The following is a 21,338-nucleotide window of genomic DNA, read 5'->3' on the forward strand; positions in this document are numbered from 1 at the left end:
CGCGCTACGCGCTCCTCAGGATGACGGGTCACTGAGCTTGCGTGGCCCGGCAAGTCCAATAGCAGCACACGCGCGTCACGATGCGTTGGCCTTCTGGCCCCACCTTTCCAGGATCTTCGCGATCGTGCCGTTGGCCTTCAGCTTGGCCAGCGAGGCGTTGATCTTCGCGAGCAGCTCGGTGTCGCTCTTGCGGACGCCGATCGCGACCGTGCCCACCGTGACCGGCTTGTAGCCGTCGACCAGCCGCACGTCGGCGAAATTGCCCTGCTGCAGATTGTAGGCGAGGATCGGATAGTCGGCGAAGCCGGCCTTGAGGCGGCCCGCATTCACGTCGCGCAGGATGTCGGGAATGGTATCGTAGACCTTGACCTCGCTGAACAGCCCGGTCTTCTTCAGCGCATCGACAAAGGCAGTACCGACCTGGGCGCCGACCACGGTGCCCTTCAGATCCTCCTGCGAGGCATAGGCCTTGGTGTCGGCCTTCGGCACCACGAGGCCCTCGCCGTAGGTGTAGACCGGCTCGGAGAAGTCGATCACCTCCTTGCGCGCGGCGGTGGCGAACATCGCAGCCGCAATGATGTCGATCTTGTTCGCGGTCAGCGAAGGGATCAGCGCCGAGAACTGCATCGGCTCGATCTGCACGGTAAAGCCGGCGTCCTTGCCGATCTCGGTGGCGAGATCGACCATGATGCCCTGGATCGAGTTGGTCTTGGTGTCGAGGAAGGTGAAGGGAATGCCGGTCGGGGTCGAGCCGACCTTGAGCACCTGCTGCGCCCCTGACGGCGCGGTCAAGGCAAGGGCAAGGGCGGCCACCGCGGCCTGGACGAGACGCTGAAACGACATCGCAACACCTCCCGAAGCTGGCCCTGGCGCCGCATCGCCCGCGCGTTTCGGGCTTTTGGTTGCGGTCGACGCCGTTCCGGCCTATTTTCACCAATATGAAATTGTGGTCACGAAACCGCGGCCAATGCAAGCGGTTTTCATGCACATGAAGGAAGCGGACTGACGTGAGCGGCGGCAACAGAATGCGCAAAGGCACGGCAGCAAGGCCCGCGACGGCACGCCGCGCGGCCAGGACTCCGGCCAAGAAACCGGCCGGCAAGCCGGCCGAGCCCGCGATGGATCTCGCGGTCGGACGCCGCATCCGCGACCTGCGCCGCAGCAAGGAGATGTCGCTGGAGGTGGTTGCCGCGCGCACCGACTTGTCAATCGGCTTCATCAGCCAGATCGAGCGCGGCCTGTCGTCACCCTCGCTGCGCGTGCTGGCGACATTGGCCGACGTGCTCGGCGTCGGCATCGCCGCGCTGTTCGGCGCGACGCCGAAAGATGACGGCGCCGGGGGCGTCGTGACCCGCGAGGTGCAGCGCGCCGAGCTGAAGCTGTGGCGCACCGGAATCTCAAAGCAGCTGCTGAGTCCGGCCGGCAGCGAGAGCCGGCTCAATCTGTTCCTGGTGCATCTCGAGCCCGGCGGCAACACCGGCGACGAGTTCTATACCCATGACGGCGAAGAAGCCGGCCTCGTGCTCCAGGGCGAGATGACGCTGACGGTGGACACCGAGACCTGGACGCTGAAGCAGGGCGACAGCTTCCGCTTCGCCAGCCGCCGCCCGCACCGGTTTTCCAACCCGGCGCGCGATGCGAAGGCTATGGTGCTGTGGGTGAACTGCGTGACGGCGGCGGGGTGAGGCCCCGCTCTCTCCATTCGTCGTCCCGGCGAAGGCCATCCCGCGTCGTCCCGGCGCAGGCCGGGACCCATTACCACAGGGTTGTGTTGTTGAAGACCGCTGCGGCCCCAGCGTTGCATCACAACTTACATTCGTGGTTATGGGTCCCTGTGTCTTGGAAGTGTGTCAGGATGAGGGTGGGCGGGAAGCCGTTGGGTCCTTGGCGCTCGACGCCGTGAGCCGGCTCGGTCTCCCGCCCGTTCCATCTATCAACCTGAACAGTTGCACGAGGCTGCACCAACAGACCTCGCATCACAGGGACAGGCACCGTGATCATAGCTCTTCGTTACGTCGGAATCGACATCTCCAAGAAACACCTCGATATCTTTGATGAGGCTGACGGCGTGCCGAGGCGCATTGCCAACGCGACACAGGCCATCACACAGCAGGTGGCGCGTTGGCAATGCGATGCGCTGGTGGTCTTCGAGGCGACGGGTATCTATGACCTCGCGCTTCGCGAGGCGCTGCGTCAGGCCGGGATCCAGTTCGCACGGATCAACCCGGCCCGTGCCCGCGACTTTGCACGGGCCAGCGGCCTACTCGCCAAGACCGATCCGATCGATGCGCGGATGCTGGCGGCCTTTGCGCGGGCCATGCAGCCCGCCCCCGAGCAGGTCGCCGATCCTGCACGGGGCGCCTTGGCGAGGCTTGCAAAACGGCGGGATCAGCTGGTCCTCATGCGCGCCCAGGAGAAGAACCGGCGCAGCGAGGCCGACGATCGCGCCATGGCCGAACGCATCGGCCGCCTCATCGAGGTCCTCGACAGCGAGATCGCCGAGATCGAGGCCGACATCAGCGCATTGATTAAAGCCGAAGCGCAGATCGCGGACGATGCGAAGTTAATGCGTTCGCTGCCCGGCGTGGGTCCCGTGGCCTGCATGCAGCTCATCGCGCAGATGCCGGAACTCGGGCGGGTCGGACCGAAACAACTCGCAGCGCTCGCTGGCCTTGCTCCCTTCAACGTCGACAGCGGCACCTTCCGCGGCAAGCGCAAGATTGCGGGCGGCCGAAAGCGCGTTCGTGACGCCCTCTATATGGCGGCCCTCAACGCAGTTCGCAGAGCTGATCCGTTCAAGGCCTTCTATGCACGACTGCGACAGGCCGGAAAACCAGCCAAGCTCGCCCTCATCGCCGTCGCCAGGAAGCTGCTCACGGTCCTCAATGCCATGATGCGAGACCGAAAGCCGTACCTGCAGACCAAACCAACATAACAGTTGCCGGCTTTCGCCGGGACGACATCGATGGTTACACCGCGATCGCATCGAGCAGTGTCAACTTAACCCCATCACCACTTCCTCGATCTTGATCGGGAAATTCCGCACGCGGATGCCGGTGGCGTGGAAGACGGCGTTGACGACGGCGCCGGCGCTGCCGGTGATGCCGATCTCACCGACGCCCTTGATGCCGAGCGGATTGACGTGCGGATCGTGCTCGTCGACCGTGATCACCTCCATCGGCGGCACGTCGGCATTCACGGGCACATGATACTCGGCAAGGTTCGCATTCAGGATGCGTCCGGACCTCTTGTCCATCACCGCCTCCTCGTGCAGCGCGAAGGAAAGGCCCCAGATCATGCCGCCGCGCAGCTGGCTCCGTACCATCAACGGATTGATGATGCGGCCGGCGGCGAACGCGCCGACCAGCCGCGTGGCGCGGATCTGGCCGAGCTCCGGATCGACCTTCACCTCGGCAAAGACGGCGCCATGCGCGTGCATCGCATATTGCGATTGCGCCGCGGGATCAGCCGCACCCGTGCCAGAGGCCTCGACCTCGGCAACGCCGGCGCGCGCCAGGATCTCGGCGTAGCTTTCGCTGCGCGCGTCATCGTCGCGGCGATAGAGCCGCCCGGCCCGCGCCACCACGCCGGCATTGCCGGCGCCGAACAGCGGCGAGCGCTGATCGGAGGTCGCAAGTTCGGCGAGCTTTGCGATCACCGCCGCGCCGGCATTGTGGATCGCGGCACCGACCGTTGCAGTGTGCGCGGAGCCGCCGGCGATGCCGGCATCCGGCAGATCCGAGGTGCCCGACAGGAACGAGATCTGCTCGAGATCGAGCGCGAGCGCGTCGGCCGAGATTTGCGTGAGCGCGGTCCAGGCGCCCTGCCCCATATCGTGCGCGCCGCTCTCCATCACGCCGCGTCCGTCGGCGCGGATCACGGCGCGGGCATTGCCCTGGAACATCAGCGCCGGGAATGTCGCGGTGCCCATGCCCCATCCGACCAGAAAGCCGTTCTCGTCGCGCATCTGCCTTGGCTGCAGCGGACGCCCCGCCCAGCCGAAACGTTCGGCGGCCCTGGCGTAGCACTGCCGCAGCGCCTTCGAGGAAAACGGCTTGCCGGTGGTCGGCTCGACCTCGGCGTAGTTCTTCAGCCGGAATTCCAGGGGATCGATGCCGCAGGCGAACGCCGCCTCGTCGATCGCGCTCTCCAGCGCGATCGATCCGGTGGCCTCGCCCGGCGCGCGCATGAACAGCGGCGTGCCGGTGTCGACACGCACCGCCTCATGCGCTGTGCGGATTGCCGGGCTCGCATAGAGCGTGTGCGAGGCGTCCGCCGCCGGCTCGTAGAAATCGTCGAAGCTCGATGTCGTGACGCGCGCTTCGTGATCGAGCGCGGTCAGCAGGCCGTCGTCACCGGTGCCGATCCGGATGCGCTGGCGGGTCTGCGGTCGATGGCCGACCGGGCCGTACATCTGGCTCCGCCGCAGCACCAGCTTGACCGGACGTCCGACCAGCTTCGCCGCCATGATGCCGAGCACCTGCGGCCCGGAGACCAGGCCCTTGGAGCCGAAGCCGCCGCCGAGGAACGGGCTGTTGATGTGGATGTTGCCGGGCGGAATGCCGAACAGGCCGCCGATCCGCATCTGCGCCATCGCCATGCCCTGGCTCGGCGTGTCGAGGAACAAGCGGTCGCCGTCCCACACCGCGACGATCGCGTGCGGCTCCATCGCGTTGTGATACTGCGCCGGCGTCTCGTAGGTTGCGTCGATCCGCTTCGATGCCGCGGCAAGGCCCGCATCGATATCGCCGTGGCGGACCTCGGCGGGATTGCCGATGCCGACCACCGGCGGCGCATAGGCTTCGCCGGCGTCGAGGCCGACGCGCGCGATCTCGACCTGATAGCGCGGCGACAGCAGCGCGGCGCCTTCGGTGGCGGCCTCCAGCGTCTCGGCGATCACCACCGCGATCGCCTGGTTGGCGTAGCGCACCTCGTCGCTCTGCAGGAGCTCCATGCGGAAGGCGAACGGATTGCCCTTGGCGTCCGGGTCCTCCGCGAGCTCCGGCTTGTGCGCCGGCGTCATCACATCGAGGACGCCGGGGTGGCGCCTGGCGGCAGCGACGTCGAGCGCGGTGACGCGGCCGCGCGCGATGCAGCTGGTCGCGATCACGGCATAGACCATGCCGGGCGGATGATTGTCGGCGGCATAGCGCGCCTTGCCGGTGACCTTCAGGGTGCCGTCGGTGCGGGTCAGCGGCTGGCCGATATTCGAGCCGTGCCTGACATGGGCGGGGTCGCGGGTGAGATTGAGTTCAGCCGTCATGCGTTACGCTCCTGCAACGGACGAGAAGGGAGAGCCCGGCAGCGCGGGAATGCGATCCGGCGTGCCTGCGGCAGCAAGGGTGAGCGCGCGCGCGACGATGCGCTGCGCGAGCTCGATCTTGAAGGCGTTGTCGCCGGACGGTTTTGCGCCCGCGAGCGCGGCGCGCGCCGCCTCGCGATAGCTAGCCGCATCCGGCGCGGCGCCCGCGAGCACCTGCTCGGCCTCGCGCGCCCGCCACGGCTTTGCCGCGACGCCGCCGAGCGCAAGCCGCGCCTCGCGGATTTTTCCATCCTCGATGCGCAAGCCGGCCGCAGCCGAGACCACGGCAAACGCATAGGAGGTGCGCTCGCGCACCTTGATGTAGCGCGCATGCCCGGAGAAGCCTTGCGCTTCGGCCGGCAGCCGCAGCGCGACGATCAGGTCGCCGCGCTCCAGCGCGGTCTCGCGCTCCGGCGTCTCGCCCGGCAGACGGTGCAGCGCCTCGAGCGGCAGCTCGCGCCGGCCGGTCTTGCCCTCGATCTCGACGACGGCGTCGAACGCGACCAGCGGCACGCAGAAATCCGACGGATGGGTCGCGATGCAGCCCTCGCTCCAGCCGAGCACCGCGTGCAGGCGGTTCTCGCCCTTCAGGGCGTCGCAGCCGGCGCCCGGCCAGCGCCGGTTGCAGGCGCTGCCGGCGTCGTAGAAATAGGCGCAGCGTGTCCGCTGCATCAGATTGCCGCCGACGGTCGCGGCATTGCGCAGCTGGGCGGACGCGCCCGACAGCAACGCCTCGGCAACCGCCGGATAGTTGCGCGCAAACTCCGCGTCATGCGCGAGATCGGCATTGCGCACCAGCGCGCCGATCCGCAAGCCGCCGTCGGCCGGATGCTCGATGCGGTCGAGCCCCGGCAGACGCGTGACGTCGACGAGAAGGCTCGGCCGGCTGACGCCGCCCTTCATCAGGTCGAGCAGATTGGTGCCGGAGGCGAGATAGCTCGCGCCCTTTTCGGATGCCGCCGCGATCGCGTCCGCGACGCTGGCCGGCCTGACATAATCGAAGTTCATCATGCGGAGCGCCTCTGTTTGGTCGCGTTGATGCCGGCCTGCGCCTCGAGCACGGCCTCGGTGATTCCTTGATAGGCCCCGCAGCGGCACAGATTGCCGCTCATGCATTCGCGCACGCGCTCCGGATCGTCGCCGGCCTGGCCCTCCTGGATCAGGCCGATGCCGCTCATGATCTGGCCCGGCGTGCAGAATCCGCACTGGAAGCCGTCATGGGCGATGAAGGCGGCCTGCACCGGATGCAGCTGGTCGCCGCGCGCGACGCCTTCGATGGTTGTGATCTCGGCGCCGTCATGGCTGACGGCAAGCGCGAGGCAGGAATTGATGCGGCGGCCGTCGACCAGGACGGTGCACGCGCCGCACTGGCCGCGGTCGCATCCCTTCTTGGTGCCGGTGAGGTCGAGGCGCTCGCGCAACAGGTCGAGCAGGGTCACGCGGGGGTCGTCGAGGACAATTTCCCGGCGGACACCGTTGATGGTGAGGCTGAGTGGGAGATTCATGCAGGGCTCCGATCCGTGTATGGTCGGGTTGAATCGAGGCAACGGAAACCCGTGGCCACCGATGCAGGATCGGCGCGCCTTGTCAGGTCCGGTGCTGGTCGCCATATACGGAGGCATCCTCCGTTTACAAGGGAGGGTGAAAAGAAAAAGCCAATGAAAAAACTAATGGCCGCTCGATCACCAGAAATTGCACGCAAGCCCCGCGCCGACGCCGTGCGCAACCGCGAGCGCGTGCTGGAAGCGGCCAAGGCCGTGTTCTCGGCTGGCGGCAGCGAGGCGAGCCTCGAGGCAGTGGCGCGCCATGCCGGCGTCGGCATCGGCACGCTCTATCGCCACTTTCCGACCCGCGAGGCGCTGTATGAGGCGGTCTATCGCCGCGAGGTCGAGCAGCTCGGCGATCTGGCCGAGCAACTGCAATGCGCACCCGAGCCGGTCGAGGCGCTGCGGCGCTGGCTGCGCGCCAATGTGGAATTCGTCGCCACCAAGAAGGGCATGGTCGCGGCACTGGCGCTGGTCGCGCACGGCTCGACCGAATTGCACGCCTATTCGTTCGACCGCCTGACCAGGGCGATCGGCACCCTGCTCGCGCGCGCGGTCGCGGCCGGCGCGATCCGCGGCGACATCAGCGCCGAGGACGTGCTGCGCGCGCTGATCGGCATGTGCTACATGCACGACCAGCCCGGCTGGCAGACCACCGCGCTCAGGCTGTTGGACGTATTCGTGGATGGCCTGCGGGTGCAGCCGGTCGGCACGGCAGCCTCCGCGGCAAAGCCTGCGAACAAGGCCGCGCGAAAAGCCCCGCGCAAGGCATAGTTACTGGCCAAGAGCGGTCCGATACAATCGCCGGTTCTGCCGATCGCCTCTACGTCCATTGTTGGTCTTCGCGATCCGGGGCGTAACGAAAAGCCCCGCACTGAGGCGGGGCTTTCGCGATCATCGCGGATTGGTCCGCGTTCCGCTGTTGTTGCCGGGCAGGTTCGAGGTCCCGGTCGCGGTCGCCGAATTGTTGTTCGGGTCGGTCGAGTAGTTCGGCGTCGAGGTGCCTGGGTTGTTCATGTTGCCAGTCGTGCTTCCGGGCGGATTGCTCATTCCCGAGCCGGTTCCCATCCCGGTGGTGCCGCCGGTGCCGGTTCCTGTGCCGGAGCTTCCGGTCCCCGCGCCTGCACTCGCGCCGCCGGCCGATCCGGCGCCGCCGCCACCCTGCGCGAAGGCGAGCGATGTCGACAGCATCATGGCCGCAGCCAATCCGATCGTTGCCAGTTTCTTCATGTGAGGTCCTTTCCTGGTTCGACCGGAAGCAACGTGGACCGCAAGGCGGACGTTCCAGGACGGCGGGACACGCATCCGGCGCGGGCTCGCGAGGAACATGATGCTGGCTGTCCTGTTGAGCGGGATAGCGTTCCCGGAGATGCGCGATGAAGACACTCCAGATGCAGCACGAGATCACTGCCGAACTGGAAAGAAGGTCGGGTGTCACAGGCCTGAAGCTGATCCGGCTCAAGGGCTATACTCCGAGCTGGGATCTCGGCGGCACGCGCGAGACCGCACTGGATGAGGCGAAGGAAAAAGAGCTTCGCGACATCGTGACCAGGATGCAGGACGAGTTCGACATCGCCTAGGACCGCCGCACGAGCACGTTGCACTGGACGAGCCGCGCCTGAACAATCATGACGCCCCTCGTGGCGTCGAGCCAACCGCGCGTGCAATAATATATCGTCCCACGATATATTATGCGCCAAGGGACATGTTTGACGCTTCCCAAGCGGCGATAACAACACGCGAATTCCGGCCATTGAACGAACGTCGAATGCGCGATCCGACGATTCCATTCGCGCGGCGTGCTCCAGAGTGATTATGCTGGCAAAAAACAGGTAGGCGCGGAGGCAAACTCCGCGATCTGCCGATTGGCCATGGCGAGGAAAACGCGCGTTCGCGCTCGAGCTTTCGAGGACGACTCCCGACTTTCGGGAAAAGATGCGCCTGCCGTTCATTTGGATCGCAGAAATGAACGAGAGCATCTCATCTCCGTTTATCCGCTACCCGATCGGCACCTCACTGTTGATGGCCGGCCTCCTGTTCGTCGGAATGGTCGCCTATCCGCTGTTGCCGGTCGCACCGCTGCCGCAAGTCGACTTTCCGACCATCCAGATCTCCGCAAGCTTGCCTGGCGCCAGCCCGGAAACCATGGCGTCCTCCGTCGCGCAGCCGCTGGAGCGGCAATTCGCGCAGATTCCGGGCATCGCTCAAATGACCTCGACGAGCTCGCTCGGCTCGACCGCGGTCACCATTCAGTTCGATCTGAACCGCAGCATCGACGGAGCCGCCAATGATGTCCAGGCGGCGATCAATGCCGCAGGCGGTCAGTTGCCCAAGAACCTGCCGACGCCCCCGATCTACCGCAAGGTCAACCCGGCGGACTCGCCCATCCTCATATTGTCGGCGACCTCAGACACCCTGCCGCTGATCAAGGTGAGCGATGCGGTCGACGCCCAGCTCGGGCAGCAGATCAGCCAGATTTCGGGCGTCGCCCAGGTATTCATCGGCGGACAGCAGAAGCCCGCGATCCGCGTGCAGGTCGATCCCGCCAAACTGGTCGCCAAGGGGCTCTCGCTGGAAGATATCCGCAGCCAGATCGCCATTACGACGGTCGATGGTCCGAAGGGCAACATCGACGGCGCGACGCGCGCCTACACGATCTACGCCAACGATCAACTGGTGGAGGCAAAGGACTGGAATGACGTCATCATCGCCTACCGCAACGGCGGCCCGTTGCGGATTCGCGACATCGGTCGGGCGGTCGCGGCGCCGGAGGACATGAAGCAGGCCGCCTGGGCGGATGGCCAACGCGGCGTGTTCCTCGTCATCTTCAAGCAACCCGGTGCCAACGTCATCGGAACGGTCGACCGGATCAAGGAGCAACTTCCGAGACTCATGGCCGCCATCCCGCCCGCCATCAAGATCAAGATCATCAGCGACCGGTCATTGACCATCCGCGCCGCCGTCGAGGACGTGCAGATCACGCTGCTGATCACCATCGTCCTGGTCGTCATAGTGATCTTCCTGTTCCTGCGCAGCTTCTGGGCCACGGTGATTCCGGCCGTGACAGTGCCGCTCGCGCTGCTCGGCGCCTGCGCACTGATGTGGGTGTTCGGCTATACGCTCGACAATCTTTCGCTGATGGCACTGACGATTGCGGTCGGCTTCGTGGTCGACGACGCCATCGTCATGCTGGAAAACATCACGCGATACGTCGAGCAGGGTGCCCGGCCGCTCGCCGCGGCGTTCCAGGGCGCCGGCGAGATCGGATTCACGATCCTGTCGATCAGCATTTCATTGGTCGCGGTGCTGATCCCGCTGCTCCTGATGGGCGGCGTCATCGGCCGGCTGTTTCGCGAGTTTGCGGTGACCCTGGCGATGGCGATCTTCGTCTCCCTGGTGGTGTCGCTCACGCTGACGCCGATGATGGCATCGCGCTTTCTGCGCGCGCACGGCGAAACCAGGCACGGCCGGCTCTACCAATGGAGCGAAGCGGCATTCGACAGGATGCTGCACGGCTATCAACGGGGCCTCGATCTGGCGCTCCGCTGGAGCAGGACCACGCTATGCATCTTCTTCGCGACGCTGGCACTGTCGGTCTACCTGTTCGTGATCATTCCCAAGGGATTCTTCCCGCAGCAGGACAACGGATTCCTGATGGCCGTGTCGCAGATGGCCCAGGACATCTCGTTTGCCGACATGAAGCGGCATCAGGAAGAACTCAGCAGCATCGTCCGGGCTGATCCCGCGGTCGAGAGCATGGCCGAGTTCATCGGCGGCGGCGGCACCGCGCTCAATTCGGGTCGCATGTACATCACACTGAAGCCGCGCGAGGAACGCGACGCGAGCGCGCAGCAGATCATCGAACGGTTGCGGCCGAAGCTCGAGGCCGTCGAGGGAGCACGCCTCTACATGCAGGCCTCGCAGGACGTCCGGCTGGGCGGCCGCGCCACGCGGACCCAATTCGAATACACGCTGCAGGACGCGAAGCTCGACGAGCTGAACGAATGGGCGCCGAAGATTCTGGCCAGGATGAAAACGTTGCCGGAACTGCGCGACGTCGCCACCGACCAGCAGACCGAGGGAACGACGCTGACACTGACCATCGATCGCGACACCGCGTCGCGCTTCGGCATCCAGCCGCAACTGATCGACGACACCCTGTACGACGCGTTCGGCCAGCGCCAGGTGACCCAATACTTCACCCAGCTCAACAGCTACCACGTCATCCTGGAGATCCTCCCCGAATTGCAGGGCAAGCTCGACACGCTCAACAAGCTCTACATCAAGTCGCCGACCACCGGGGACGAGGTGCCGCTCTCCGTGTTCTGCAAGTGGACCACGATTCCGGTGCGCCCGCTCGCGATCGCGCACCAGGGGCAGTTTCCTGCGACCACGATCAGCTTCAACCTCGCGCAAGGAGTGGCGCTCGGCCAGGCCACCGACGCGATCCAGAGTGCCGTCGCCGATCTCGGTGCTCCAGCCACGCTCAGCTCGAGCTTCCAGGGCACCGCGCAGGCCTTCCAGCAATCACTGAGCTCGGTGCCGCTGCTGATCCTGGCCGCGCTGGTCGTGGTCTATCTGATCCTCGGCATACTCTATGAGAGCTACATCCATCCGCTGACGATCCTTTCGACGCTGCCGTCGGCCGGGGTCGGCGCGCTGGCGATCCTGATGGCGTTCGGGTTCGATTTCAGCCTGATCGCGCTGATCGGCATCATCCTCCTGATCGGAATCGTGAAGAAGAACGGCATCATGATGGTCGACTTCGCGATCGCCGCCGAACGCGAGGAGCATCTGTCGCCGCGTGAATCGATCCGGAAAGCGGCTCTGCTGCGCTTCCGCCCGATCATGATGACGACGATGGCGGCCTTGCTCGGCGGCGTCCCGCTGATGCTAGGCACCGGAACAGGATCGGAAATCCGCCAGCCACTCGGCTATGCGATGGTCGGCGGCCTGATCGTGAGCCAGGCGCTCACGCTGTTCACCACGCCGGTCGTCTATCTCTACCTCGACCGGTTCTCGAATGCGCTGTCGAACTGGACGGCTACGAAGCGAGACGACGATGTCGAATCGCCCGTGAAGAACGCCGCCGAATAGGAGCTCGCGTGCGACGATGAGGTCTAACCGAACCGGTGGTCGTAGCGCTTGATCGACAGCTCCTTGGTGTCGATCTCGGGCTTTTTGCCGGAAAGCATATCCGCCAGCACCCGGCCGGAGCCGCAGGCCATGGTCCAGCCGAGCGTGCCGTGGCCGGTGTTGAGGTGCAGATTGTCAAAGCGCGTCGCGCCGATCACCGGCGGGCCGTCCGGCGTCATCGGACGCAGCCCGCACCAGAAGGTGGCCCTGGGAAGGTCGCCGCCGCGCGGAAACAGGTCGGTCAGCGAATGATCCAGCGTCGCGCGGCGCGCGGCGTAGAGCTTGGTCGAATAGCCCGAGATCTCCGCGGTGCCGCCGACCCGGATGCGATCGCCGAGCCGGGTGATCGCGACCTTGTAGCTCTCGTCCATCACGGTCGATTCCGGCGCGCCGGACGCGTCCTTGATCGGCACGGTGATCGAATAGCCCTTGACCGGATAGACCGGCAGCGAGATGCCGAGCGGCCGCAGCAGGATCGGCGAATAGCTGCCGAGCGCCAGCACGTAGGCATCCGCCGTCATCATCCCGGCGCTGGTCGCGACGCCGGTGATCCGCGTCGTGTCCGCATTCAGGGCGTCGATGCCGACATTGAAGTTGAAGCGCACGCCGAGCTTCTCGGCTTCCAGCGCCAGGGCCTGCGTGAACATATGGCAGTCGCCGGTCTCGTCATGCGGCAGCCGCAGCCCGCCGGCGAACTTTTCCTTCACGCCGGCCAGCGCGGGCTCGGCGGCGATGCAGCCCTCGCGGCCGAGCACCTCGAACGGCACGCCGTATTGCTTCAGCACCGCGATGTCGTCGCCGGTGTGATCGAGCTGGGCCTGCTCGCGAAACAGCTGCAGCGTGCCGCGCGCACGCTCGTCATAGCGGATGCCGATCTCGCTGCGCAGCGCCTGCAGGCAGTCGCGGCTGTATTCCGCGATCGGGATCATCCGGCTCTTGTTCACCGCGTAGCGCGCCGTGGTGCAGTTGCGCAGCATCTTCAAGAGCCAGAGCCACATCACGGGATCGAGCTTGGGGCGGATCACCAGCGGGCCGTGCTTCATCAACAGCCACTTCACCGCCTTGACCGGCACGCCGGGGCCGGCCCAGGGCGATGAGTATCCGGGCGACACTTCGCCGGCATTGGCAAAGGAGGTTTCCAGCGCGGGCTTCGGCTGACGGTCGATCACCGTCACCTCGTGGCCGGCGCGCGCAAGGTAATAGGCAGAGGTGACGCCGATCACGCCACTGCCGAGAACAAGGACCTTCACTTTTCCTCACATCCTGCAGCGAAAACGCAATCGCCGCTGCGAAACCACTCTGCTTCGCAACGGCGACAGCAATTTGTAGAGCCAGCTAATATCTAGCTAGCAATTATCAGGCCACGCGCTTGATGGAGTCGCCGAGGATCGAGACGATGTCGTCGATATGCGACTTCTCGACGATCAGGGGCGGCGACAATGCCAGCGAGTCGCCGCTCATGCGGAAGTAGAGGCCGCGATTGAAGCAATCGACCATGATGTCGTAGCCGCGCGCGCCGACGGCACCATCGCGCGGCGCGACTTCGACCGCGCCCATCAGACCCTGGTTGCGGATGTCGACCACGTTCGGCAGGCCCTTCAGCGAATGCAGGGCATCGCGCCAGTAGTCGGCGAGCGAGGCGCCGCGGGTCAGCAGAGCTTCGTCCTTGTAGATGTCGAGCGTGGCAAGACCCGCCGCGCAGGCCACCGGATGCGCCGAATAGGTGTAGCCGTGGAACAGCTCCATGGCGTTGTCCGGGCCAACCATCAGCCCGTCGTGGATCTGGCGGCTGGTGAACACCGCGCCGCACGGCACGGTGCCGTTGGTGATGCCCTTCGCGGTCGTCATCATGTCGGGCGTCACGCCGTAGAAGTTGGCGGCGAACGGGGTGCCGAGTCGGCCGAAGCCGGTGATGACCTCGTCGAAGATCAGCAGGATGCCGTGCTTGGTGCAGAGCTCGCGCAGGCGCTGCAGATAGCCCTTCGGCGCCGGCAGCACCGCGGTCGAGCCCGGCACCGGCTCGACGATCACCGCCGCGATGGTGTCGGCGCCATGCAGCGCGACCATCCGCTCAACGTCGTCGGCGAGCTCGGCGCCATGGTCCGGCTGGTCCTTGGCGAAGGCGTTGCGGGCGAGATCGTGGGTATGGCGGATGTGGTCGACGCCCGGCAGATGGGTCGCGAACTGGCGGCGGTTGGCGACCATGCCGCCGACCGACATGCCGCCGAAGCCGACGCCGTGGTAACCGCGCTCGCGGCCGATCAGCCGGGTGCGGCTCGCCTGGCCGGCGGCGCGGTGATAGGCCAGCGCGATCTTCAGCGCGGTATCGACCGATTCAGAGCCCGAATTGGTGAAGAAGACGCGATCCAGCCCCTTCGGGGCGATCTCGGCGAGCCGCTCGGCGAAATCGAACGCCAGCGGGTGGCCCATGTTGAACGAGGGCGCGAAGTCCAGCGTCGACAGCTGCCGCTCGACCGCGGCCGCGATCTGCGGGCGGCCGTGGCCGGCGTTGACGCACCACAGACCGGCGGAGCCGTCGATCACCTGCCGGCCGTCGACCGAGGTGTAGTACATGCCCTTGGCGGAGGAGAACAGCCGCGGCGCTTTTTTGAACTGCCGGTTGGCCGTGAATGGCATCCAGAACGAGTCGGTCTTGATGGTGTTCGGAATCTGATGAACGGTCACGGCGGCGCTCCATTGCTGACTGATGCTAGTCGGACCACTCTTCCAGGCACTCAACAAGTCCTTTTCTGCCGCACCGCAAGCCATTGATCTTGTTGAAGCGGTCTGCCAAGATTTGTTCGATCCGCAACACCTGCAACAGGGATTCGTCATGAGCGTCGACATCGGCGGTCGGCTTCGATTCATCCGCGCGCGGCACAAGCTGTCGCAGCGCGAGCTCGCCAAACGCTCCGGCGTGACCAATTCGACGATTTCGCTGATCGAATCCAACCAGATGAACCCGTCGGTCGGCGCCCTCAAGCGCATCCTCGACGGGATTCCGATGGGGCTCGCCGAATTCTTCGCAATCGAGCCGGAGCGGCCGCGCAAGGCGTTCTATCGCGCCGACGAGCTGACCGAGATCGGCAAGAAGCCGATCTCCTACCTGCAGATCGGCGACAGTCTGTTCGGCAGGGCGTTGCAGATCCTGAAAGAGCGCTACGAGCCCGGCAGCGACACCGGCCGGGTGCCGCTGGTGCATGAGGGCGAGGAAGGCGGCATCGTGGTCTCGGGCCGGCTCGAGGTCACGGTCGACGACGAGCGGCGGGTGCTCAACGCCGGCGACGCCTATTACTTCGAAAGCCGCCGTCCGCACCGCTTCCGCTGCATCGGCGCCAAGCCGTGCGAGGTGATCTCGGCCTGCACGCCGCCGACATTTTGAACCCGGCGCGCGCGGCGGGCGACGTCCAACCGGCCGAAACCGGCGTGTGCTAGGATACGTATCTGCTGGTATCCGAGATGGAGCCGCGCATGCGCGCGATCGCCTTCATTGCCGCCATCCTGTTCGCCCTCGCCTCGCCGGCAGCGGCCGATGACGTCGGCGCCGCGCAGGCCGTGATCCGCGCGCAGGAGCAGGCGTTCGGCCGCGACGACGCCGCGGCGGCCTATTCCCATGCCGCGCCCGCGATCCGGCAGATCTTTCCGCAAGCCGACATCTTCATGTCGATGGTGCAGAACCAATATGCGCCGGTCTATCGGCACAGAAGCTTCGAGTTCGGCGAGGCGCGCAGCGACGGCGACCGGATCGCGCAGCGCGTCCATATCGTCGACGCCAAGGGCGAAGCGTGGGAGGCGCTCTACACGCTGGAGCGGCAGGCCGACGGCAGCCTGAAGATCACCGGCTGCTCGTTGCTCAAGGCCGGCCAGTCGGTGTGACCGAGAATCATGCCAGCGCCACCCGCTGCCGCACCCGCATCATGAGCAGCAGGATGATGCTGACATTGAGCAGGTTCCAGGCGAGGCCGTTGGCGAATGCGGCGGCATAGGAGCCGGTGGCGTCGAAGATCACGCCCGAGATCCAGCCGCCAAAGGACATGCCGAACACCGAGGCGAAAATCACGATGCCGATCCGCGTCGCGGCCTCCGACGCCGGCATCGCCTCACGCACGATGATCGCGTAGCTCGGCACGATGCCGCCCTGGAACAGGCCGAACATCGCCGAGATGATGTAGAGCGAGGTCAGGCTGTCGAAGAACAGATAGAACAACAGCGCCGCGCCTTGCGCGATCGAGCCGATCAGCAGGGTGCGGATACCGCCGATCCGGTCGGCGAGGAAGCCGGAGCCGATCCGGCTGATGATGCCGAAGCCGAGCATCAGCGACAGCATCTCGGCGCCGCGCGCCACGCCGTAGCCGAGATCGCCGCAATAGGCGACGATATGGACCTGCGGCATCGACATCGCCACGCAGCAGGAAATCGACGCGAGCGACAGGATCGCGGTCAGCGCGTTGGTGGAAAGCTTGAGGTCGACCCGGGGCGGTGCCGCGTTGCCATGGCTGCGCCTGGTCGCTGCGCCCATCAACACGCGCAGCACCATGAGTGCGAGCAGCATCGCGATCGCGGTGAAGATGCCGATTGCAATATGGGTAGTGCGCCAGCCGACACTCTGCATGCCGAAATTGACCAGCGGCGGCCACACCGTACCACCGACGTAATTGCCGCTCGCGGCGATCGCGACCGCGAGGCCGCGGTAGCGCTCGAACCAGTGCGACGCCTCCGCCATCAACGGGCCGAAGGTCGCGGCCGACGACAGGCCGATGGCAAAATGCAGCAGGATGAAGGCCCAGATCGACGGCGCGTAGCCGGCGCCGACATAGCCGAGGCCGAGGATGCCGATCCCGGCGCCGATCGCCGCGACGATGCCGTAGCGGTCGCTGATCTTCCCGGTCACGACCTGGCCGAGGCCGAAGCCGAGCATCACCATGGTAAAGGCGAGCGAGGCCGTCCCGCGGGTCGCGCCGAAGTCGGTCTGCACCACGGGCAACGCCACCACGACCGACCACATGCCAACGCTGCCGAGCGAGCCGATCACCACGGCCACGACAAGGCGCAGCCATGCCCGGCGCGAGTCGGGAATGAACATAGCGACTTCAGGGGAAAATTCAGAAGAAATTACCACGGCAGGCGGAACTTCGTCGGCATTTGCCTCCGGGTCAAGCCACATTGCCGAGAGATTAGGCATGCGCGAACAACGGGACGCGCGTTCTGCGACAGTAAAATGAACCGAATCAATTGCCGAAATCGGGATCCTGCGACTGGAACGGGCCGCACTTCGCGTGCTTTGCGAACCGCTGGTCGAAATCGACGGTGCCGCCGGTGACCGGAATGCGGGTCGGCGGCAGGCTCCGGAGGTATTGATCGACGGTCACGGTCTTCTGGTCGGTGCTCAGGGTGACACGCACCGGCTCGAGCGGCTTGCCCTTGTTCACGTCGGTCAGATCGAGCGTGTAGTAGCCGATGACGGATTGTCCGCCCCGCATATGGCGATCGACCGAGAGCGGCAGATAGACCTCCATCCGGACGCCCTCGCCGTCGCAGGTGATCATGCGGATCATCACCGCCTCGGCGCCGGGCGGCTTGGCGGCCGCGGCTGTCGCAAGGCAAATCGAGCAAACGGAAATGGCTGCGACAAGGCCGCGTCGCACCAACGTGTATCCGTCAAGCACTGCAATGCTGCGAAGCATCGGTTCTGACATCAGGCATCCCTGACCAAGACATTCAATTTGCGTTTGGTCGGACGCCGGTCCCGGCAAGTTCAACCTCCGGCGCGGTTCCTGACGAACCCGGGAATACCGGCCGTCGAACGGTGATCCATGTTGACGAAGAAACTGCTACAATGCGAGCCGGTTCACACTGGCGGCCCGCCATCCGGACCTATCATTCCGCCGGATGGCGCGCAGTTCGCAAGGTTGCAGTTCACAAGGTTAAAGGATCGAAGCGCATACTGTCGGAGGGTCATCATGCATTCGTCGTCAGCAGAGTGGTTACCCGTTGCATCAGCGCCCTCGGACCGCGAGCTCGAGGTCTGTGTTCTCGATTATGATGGCATGGTCCACGCGCTCATGTTCCCGTGCCACCGCGACGGCGCCGAATGGGTCGACCATGCCGGCAGCAGGCACCTCGACATCCAGCCGACGCATTGGCGCAGATGGACGCAGTCGGCCAACTAGCGCCGCTGCGATCGGCCGAGGCGGCCGGCGCCGATCTCGCGCCGGTCCGCACCTTGGGCTAGAATGGTGACGTGGGTTCAGGGTGGGCCAGGAGGCTCGTCATGAAATCGCACGTGGTCCCTTTCGAAAATCGCTGGACCAACGGCAAGCATGCCTGGGAATGGCACTGCGAGCTCGAGCGGCTGGGCGTGCCGACGGTCCGGACGATGTACTGCGAGCATGAAACGCATCGTCGCAACAAGTCGGCGGTGGTGTTCGACATCCCCGCGGGCTTTGTCCACGACTGGCTGGCCTTTCATGACCGGCGCGCCGCCCGGCAGCAGTTCTTGTGGCGCGTCAGCGTCATCACGCTCGGCATCATCGCCGCATCGGGCGTCGTGCTCGGTGCGCTCAGATAGAGGCTGCAAGGCCGGCGGCGTCATCCGTGGCCATCCTTCGAGACGCCCGCCTTTGGCGAGCTCCTCAGGATGACGCCGTGTTGCTCGGCAAAATCGTGGTCTGGATCCTCATGGTGAGGGCGGCGCGTCTCGAACCACGAGGCCTTATCGCCCCTGCTCCCAGCAGACTCCCCTGCCCGGCGCCTGCGACGACCCGTGCGGCCGCGCGAAAGCACTTATTAACCCTTTGCTAACCATACACCCGGCAAGAATTGCCGAGTGAAGTCGAGTGTCGTCGAACGCGTCTAACGGGCGGAGATCCCCGTGAACGCCAGCGCGGTGCCTCACTTTCGGAACGGCGGCCCTGCGGCCGTCGCGCAGACGCTTGGCGGCCGCAGCCGCCAGTCGCGGGGGAGAGCGGCTACCATGGTCGACGTCACGGCGGGTCAGGGCACGGCAGGCAAGAGCGGATTGCCGAGCCTCGGCGAGATCGGCGACATCTTGAAGCGCGGCGATATCGCGCTGGCGATCGGCGTCCTCACCATCCTGGTGGTGCTGATCCTGCCGCTGCCCTCGATCGTGCTCGACCTCTTCCTGGCGGTCTCGATCACGGTCTCGATCCTGATCCTGATGACCTCGCTGTTCATCCAGGCGCCGCTGGAATTCTCGTCGTTTCCGACCATCCTGCTGATCTCGACCATGCTGCGGCTGTCGCTGAACATGGCCTCGACCCGGCTGATCCTGAGCCACGGCCATGAGGGCACGGCGGCCGCCGGCCACGTCATCGAGGCGTTCGGCAACTTCGTGATGGGCGGCAACTTCGTGATCGGCATCATCGTGTTCGCGATCCTGGTGATCGTGAACTTCGTGGTCATCACCAAGGGTTCGGGCCGTATCGCCGAAGTCGCGGCGCGCTTCCAGCTGGACTCGATGCCCGGCAAACAGATGGCGATCGACGCCGACCTCTCCGCCGGCCTGATCGACGAGAAGGCCGCCAAGGAACGCCGCAAGGCGCTGGAGGACGAGAGCGGCTTCTTCGGCGCCATGGACGGTGCCTCGAAATTCGTCCGCGGCGACGCCATCGCCGGCCTCCTGATCGTCGGCATCAACATCGTCGGCGGCATCATCATCGGCGTTGCTCAGCAGGGCCTCTCCTTCAGCGAAGCCGCCCGCACCTACACCGTGCTGACGGTTGGCGACGGCCTCGTCACCCAGGTGCCGGCCCTGATCGTCTCGACCGCCGCGGGCCTCCTGGTCTCCAAGGCTGGCATCACCGGCGCCGCCGACAAGGCACTGATGCGCCAGCTCTCGGGCTATCCGCAGGCGCTCGGCATGTCGGCCGGCGTGATGCTGGTGCTGGCGCTGCTGCCGGGCATTCCGACGCTGCCGTTCCTGGCGCTCGGCTCCGGCGCCGCGGTGCTGGCCTGGAACGCACGCAAGCAGAAGCGGGCTGCGAAGGCGGCCGAAACGGCGGCCGCCGCCGCCCCGACTGCTGCCGCGGCCGCCGCCGCTGCAGCCGCGGAGGAGCCGATCGCCGCCGCGCTGAAGATCGACGACCTCAAGATCGAGCTCGGCTACGCGCTGCTACCGCTGGTCAACGGCCCCGACGGCACCGACCGCCTGACCGAGCAGATCAAGGCGCTGCGCCGCTCGCTGGCCATAGAGATGGGTTTCGTGATGCCGGCGGTGCGCATCCTCGACAACGTCCAGCTCGAAGCCAACAGCTACGTCATCAAGATCAAGGAAGTCGACGCCGGCACCGGCAAGATCTGGCCGAGCCAGTTCATGGTCATGGACCCGGCCGGCAACCAGGTGCAACTGCCCGGCATCCACACCATCGAGCCGACCTTCGGCCTGCCGGCGACCTGGGTCGACGCCGGCCTGAAGGAAGAGGCCGCGCTGAAGGGCTACACCGTGGTCGACGCCGCCACGGTGCTGTCGACGCATCTGACCGAGCTGCTCAAGACCAACATGGCGGACCTGTTGTCCTACGGCGAGGTGCAGAAGCTCTTGAAGGACCTGCCGAAGGAGCAAGGCGAGCTGATCAAGGACATCGTGCCGGGCCAAGTCACGGTGTCGGGCATCCAGCGCGTGCTGCAATTGCTGCTCGCCGAGCGCATCTCGATCCGCGATCTTTCGACCATCCTCGAAGGCATCGCCGACGCGCTGGCGTTCTCGCGCAATCCGGCCACCATGGTCGAACACGTCCGCGCCCGACTGGCCCGCCAGATCTGCGCGCAAAACACCTCGCCGAACGGCTATTTGCCGCTCATCGCGCTGTCGGCACGCTGGGAGCAGGCGTTTGCGGAGTCGATCGTGGGCACCGGCGACGACCGCAGCCTGGCGATGCAGCCCTCGAAACTGTCGGAATTCATGACCGCGGTGCGCAACGCCTTCGAGCAGGCGGCGCGCGAGGGCGAGGCGCCGGTCCTGGTGACGTCGGCCGCGATCCGGCCGTTCGTTCGCTCACTGGTGGAACGGTTCCGCTCGCAGACCACCGTCCTGTCGCAAGCCGAGATCCATCCCAGGGCCCGGCTGAAGACGGTCGGCAGCGTTTAGAGTCTCTTGTTCGGAAGCGTTTTCTGCACGCGAGCCGGGCGTCCACTTCGCGCGAAAACGAGCTAGGGGCCGCAAATCACTTGCGTTTTCGTCTGTGTTTTCTCGCCACAGGCAACTGATTTATGTGGAACAGGCCGGAACGGCCCTATCTGGGATGCAGCATTCCAGCACGAGCTCAAGATACTGATATTAAATAACTTTAATGCGTCTCAGGTTACCAAAGGGTCATCTTTGATCGCGCCAGATCACG

Annotated in this window: 19 protein-coding genes; 10 read left to right on the top strand and 9 right to left on the bottom strand. The window is 65.7% G+C overall.

Annotation, left to right across the window (positions count from 1 at the left end; all coding sequences use genetic code 11):
• Positions 1-75: 75 nt before the first annotated feature.
• A complete protein-coding gene (locus XI02_RS33330) occupies positions 76-843 on the bottom strand; it encodes an ABC transporter substrate-binding protein (protein ID WP_069278572.1) in 768 nt (255 codons plus the stop codon).
• 182 nt (positions 844-1,025) lie between these two features.
• On the opposite strand from XI02_RS33330, the gene XI02_RS33335 reads away from it, so the two are divergent.
• Positions 1,026-1,685 carry a cupin domain-containing protein gene (locus XI02_RS33335; protein WP_244981056.1) on the top strand — a complete coding sequence of 220 codons (660 nt, stop codon included), beginning with the start codon at positions 1,026-1,028 and terminating at the stop codon, positions 1,683-1,685.
• 308 nt (positions 1,686-1,993) lie between these two features.
• Positions 1,994-2,935, top strand: coding sequence for an IS110 family transposase (locus tag XI02_RS33340; RefSeq protein WP_018271587.1), 942 nt, complete (start codon positions 1,994-1,996; stop codon positions 2,933-2,935).
• Positions 2,936-2,995: 60 nt separating this feature from the next.
• Here the strand turns inward: XI02_RS33340 and XI02_RS33345 are convergent, their stop codons facing one another.
• The 3 genes from XI02_RS33345 to XI02_RS33355 are packed head-to-tail and all read right to left on the bottom strand — an operon-like array spanning position 2,996 to position 6,807.
• Entirely contained in the window at positions 2,996-5,263 is a 2,268-nt protein-coding gene (locus tag XI02_RS33345) for a xanthine dehydrogenase family protein molybdopterin-binding subunit (RefSeq protein ID WP_172647273.1), read from the bottom strand.
• Between the two features lie 3 nt (positions 5,264-5,266).
• Entirely contained in the window at positions 5,267-6,313 is a 1,047-nt protein-coding gene (locus XI02_RS33350) for a xanthine dehydrogenase family protein subunit M (protein WP_069278574.1), read from the bottom strand.
• Positions 6,310-6,807, bottom strand: coding sequence for a (2Fe-2S)-binding protein (locus XI02_RS33355; RefSeq protein ID WP_016844547.1), 498 nt, complete (start codon positions 6,805-6,807; stop codon positions 6,310-6,312). The genes XI02_RS33350 and XI02_RS33355 overlap by 4 nt, the downstream gene beginning before the upstream one ends.
• A 165-nt stretch (positions 6,808-6,972) precedes the next feature.
• Between XI02_RS33355 and XI02_RS33360 the strand changes: the two genes are divergently transcribed.
• The gene (locus XI02_RS33360; protein WP_026193210.1) at positions 6,973-7,620 is read left to right on the top strand and encodes a TetR/AcrR family transcriptional regulator; all 648 of its coding nucleotides are present in this window, start codon (positions 6,973-6,975) and stop codon (positions 7,618-7,620) included.
• A 120-nt stretch (positions 7,621-7,740) separates the two neighbouring features.
• Here XI02_RS33360 and XI02_RS33365 read toward each other — a convergent pair whose 3' ends face one another.
• On the bottom strand, positions 7,741-8,076 hold the full coding sequence (locus XI02_RS33365; RefSeq protein ID WP_172647272.1) for a hypothetical protein: 336 nt from the start codon (positions 8,074-8,076) through the stop codon (positions 7,741-7,743).
• Between the two features lie 146 nt (positions 8,077-8,222).
• Here XI02_RS33365 and XI02_RS33370 point away from each other — a divergent pair, with 146 nt between their 5' ends.
• A complete protein-coding gene (locus XI02_RS33370; protein ID WP_016844551.1) occupies positions 8,223-8,426 on the top strand; it encodes a hypothetical protein in 204 nt (67 codons plus the stop codon).
• 385 nt (positions 8,427-8,811) lie between these two features.
• Positions 8,812-11,943 carry a multidrug efflux RND transporter permease subunit gene (locus XI02_RS33375; protein WP_018273257.1) on the top strand — a complete coding sequence of 1,044 codons (3,132 nt, stop codon included), beginning with the start codon at positions 8,812-8,814 and terminating at the stop codon, positions 11,941-11,943.
• 23 nt (positions 11,944-11,966) lie between these two features.
• Here XI02_RS33375 and XI02_RS33380 read toward each other — a convergent pair whose 3' ends face one another.
• Both XI02_RS33380 and XI02_RS33385 read right to left on the bottom strand, forming a co-directional pair.
• Positions 11,967-13,232 carry a D-amino acid dehydrogenase gene (locus XI02_RS33380; RefSeq protein WP_069278576.1) on the bottom strand — a complete coding sequence of 422 codons (1,266 nt, stop codon included), beginning with the start codon at positions 13,230-13,232 and terminating at the stop codon, positions 11,967-11,969.
• A 106-nt stretch (positions 13,233-13,338) separates the two neighbouring features.
• The gene (locus XI02_RS33385) at positions 13,339-14,667 is read right to left on the bottom strand and encodes an aspartate aminotransferase family protein (RefSeq protein WP_069278577.1); all 1,329 of its coding nucleotides are present in this window, start codon (positions 14,665-14,667) and stop codon (positions 13,339-13,341) included.
• A 148-nt stretch (positions 14,668-14,815) separates the two neighbouring features.
• On the opposite strand from XI02_RS33385, the gene XI02_RS33390 reads away from it, so the two are divergent.
• Both XI02_RS33390 and XI02_RS33395 read left to right on the top strand, forming a co-directional pair.
• The gene (locus tag XI02_RS33390; RefSeq protein ID WP_018273259.1) at positions 14,816-15,364 is read left to right on the top strand and encodes a cupin domain-containing protein; all 549 of its coding nucleotides are present in this window, start codon (positions 14,816-14,818) and stop codon (positions 15,362-15,364) included.
• An 89-nt stretch (positions 15,365-15,453) separates the two neighbouring features.
• The gene (locus XI02_RS33395) at positions 15,454-15,858 is read left to right on the top strand and encodes a DUF4864 domain-containing protein (RefSeq protein WP_026193213.1); all 405 of its coding nucleotides are present in this window, start codon (positions 15,454-15,456) and stop codon (positions 15,856-15,858) included.
• A 7-nt stretch (positions 15,859-15,865) separates the two neighbouring features.
• Here the strand turns inward: XI02_RS33395 and XI02_RS33400 are convergent, their stop codons facing one another.
• Complete coding sequence (locus tag XI02_RS33400) at positions 15,866-17,065, bottom strand: MFS transporter (protein ID WP_018273260.1); 1,200 nt, start codon at positions 17,063-17,065, stop codon at positions 15,866-15,868.
• Between the two features lie 145 nt (positions 17,066-17,210).
• Positions 17,211-17,678: a hypothetical protein gene (locus XI02_RS33405; RefSeq protein WP_240536885.1), complete on the bottom strand. Its 468-nt coding sequence runs from the start codon at positions 17,676-17,678 to the stop codon at positions 17,211-17,213.
• Positions 17,679-18,029: 351 nt separating this feature from the next.
• On the opposite strand from XI02_RS33405, the gene XI02_RS46075 reads away from it, so the two are divergent.
• From XI02_RS46075 to flhA, 3 genes are all read left to right on the top strand, one after another.
• Positions 18,030-18,152, top strand: a complete 123-nt coding sequence (locus tag XI02_RS46075; RefSeq protein ID WP_256438777.1) for a hypothetical protein — start codon at positions 18,030-18,032, stop codon at positions 18,150-18,152.
• Positions 18,153-18,253: 101 nt separating this feature from the next.
• Positions 18,254-18,550 (top strand): hypothetical protein, encoded by a 297-nt coding sequence (locus XI02_RS33410; RefSeq protein ID WP_172647270.1) that lies wholly within the window; start codon positions 18,254-18,256, stop codon positions 18,548-18,550.
• 405 nt (positions 18,551-18,955) lie between these two features.
• A complete protein-coding gene (gene flhA / locus XI02_RS33415; RefSeq protein WP_172647269.1) occupies positions 18,956-21,088 on the top strand; it encodes a flagellar biosynthesis protein FlhA in 2,133 nt (710 codons plus the stop codon).
• The last annotated feature ends 250 nt before the right edge of the window (positions 21,089-21,338 follow it).

It is taken from the genome of Bradyrhizobium sp. CCBAU 21365 (assembly GCF_015291305.1).
GTDB lineage: Bacteria > Pseudomonadota > Alphaproteobacteria > Rhizobiales > Xanthobacteraceae > Bradyrhizobium > Bradyrhizobium elkanii.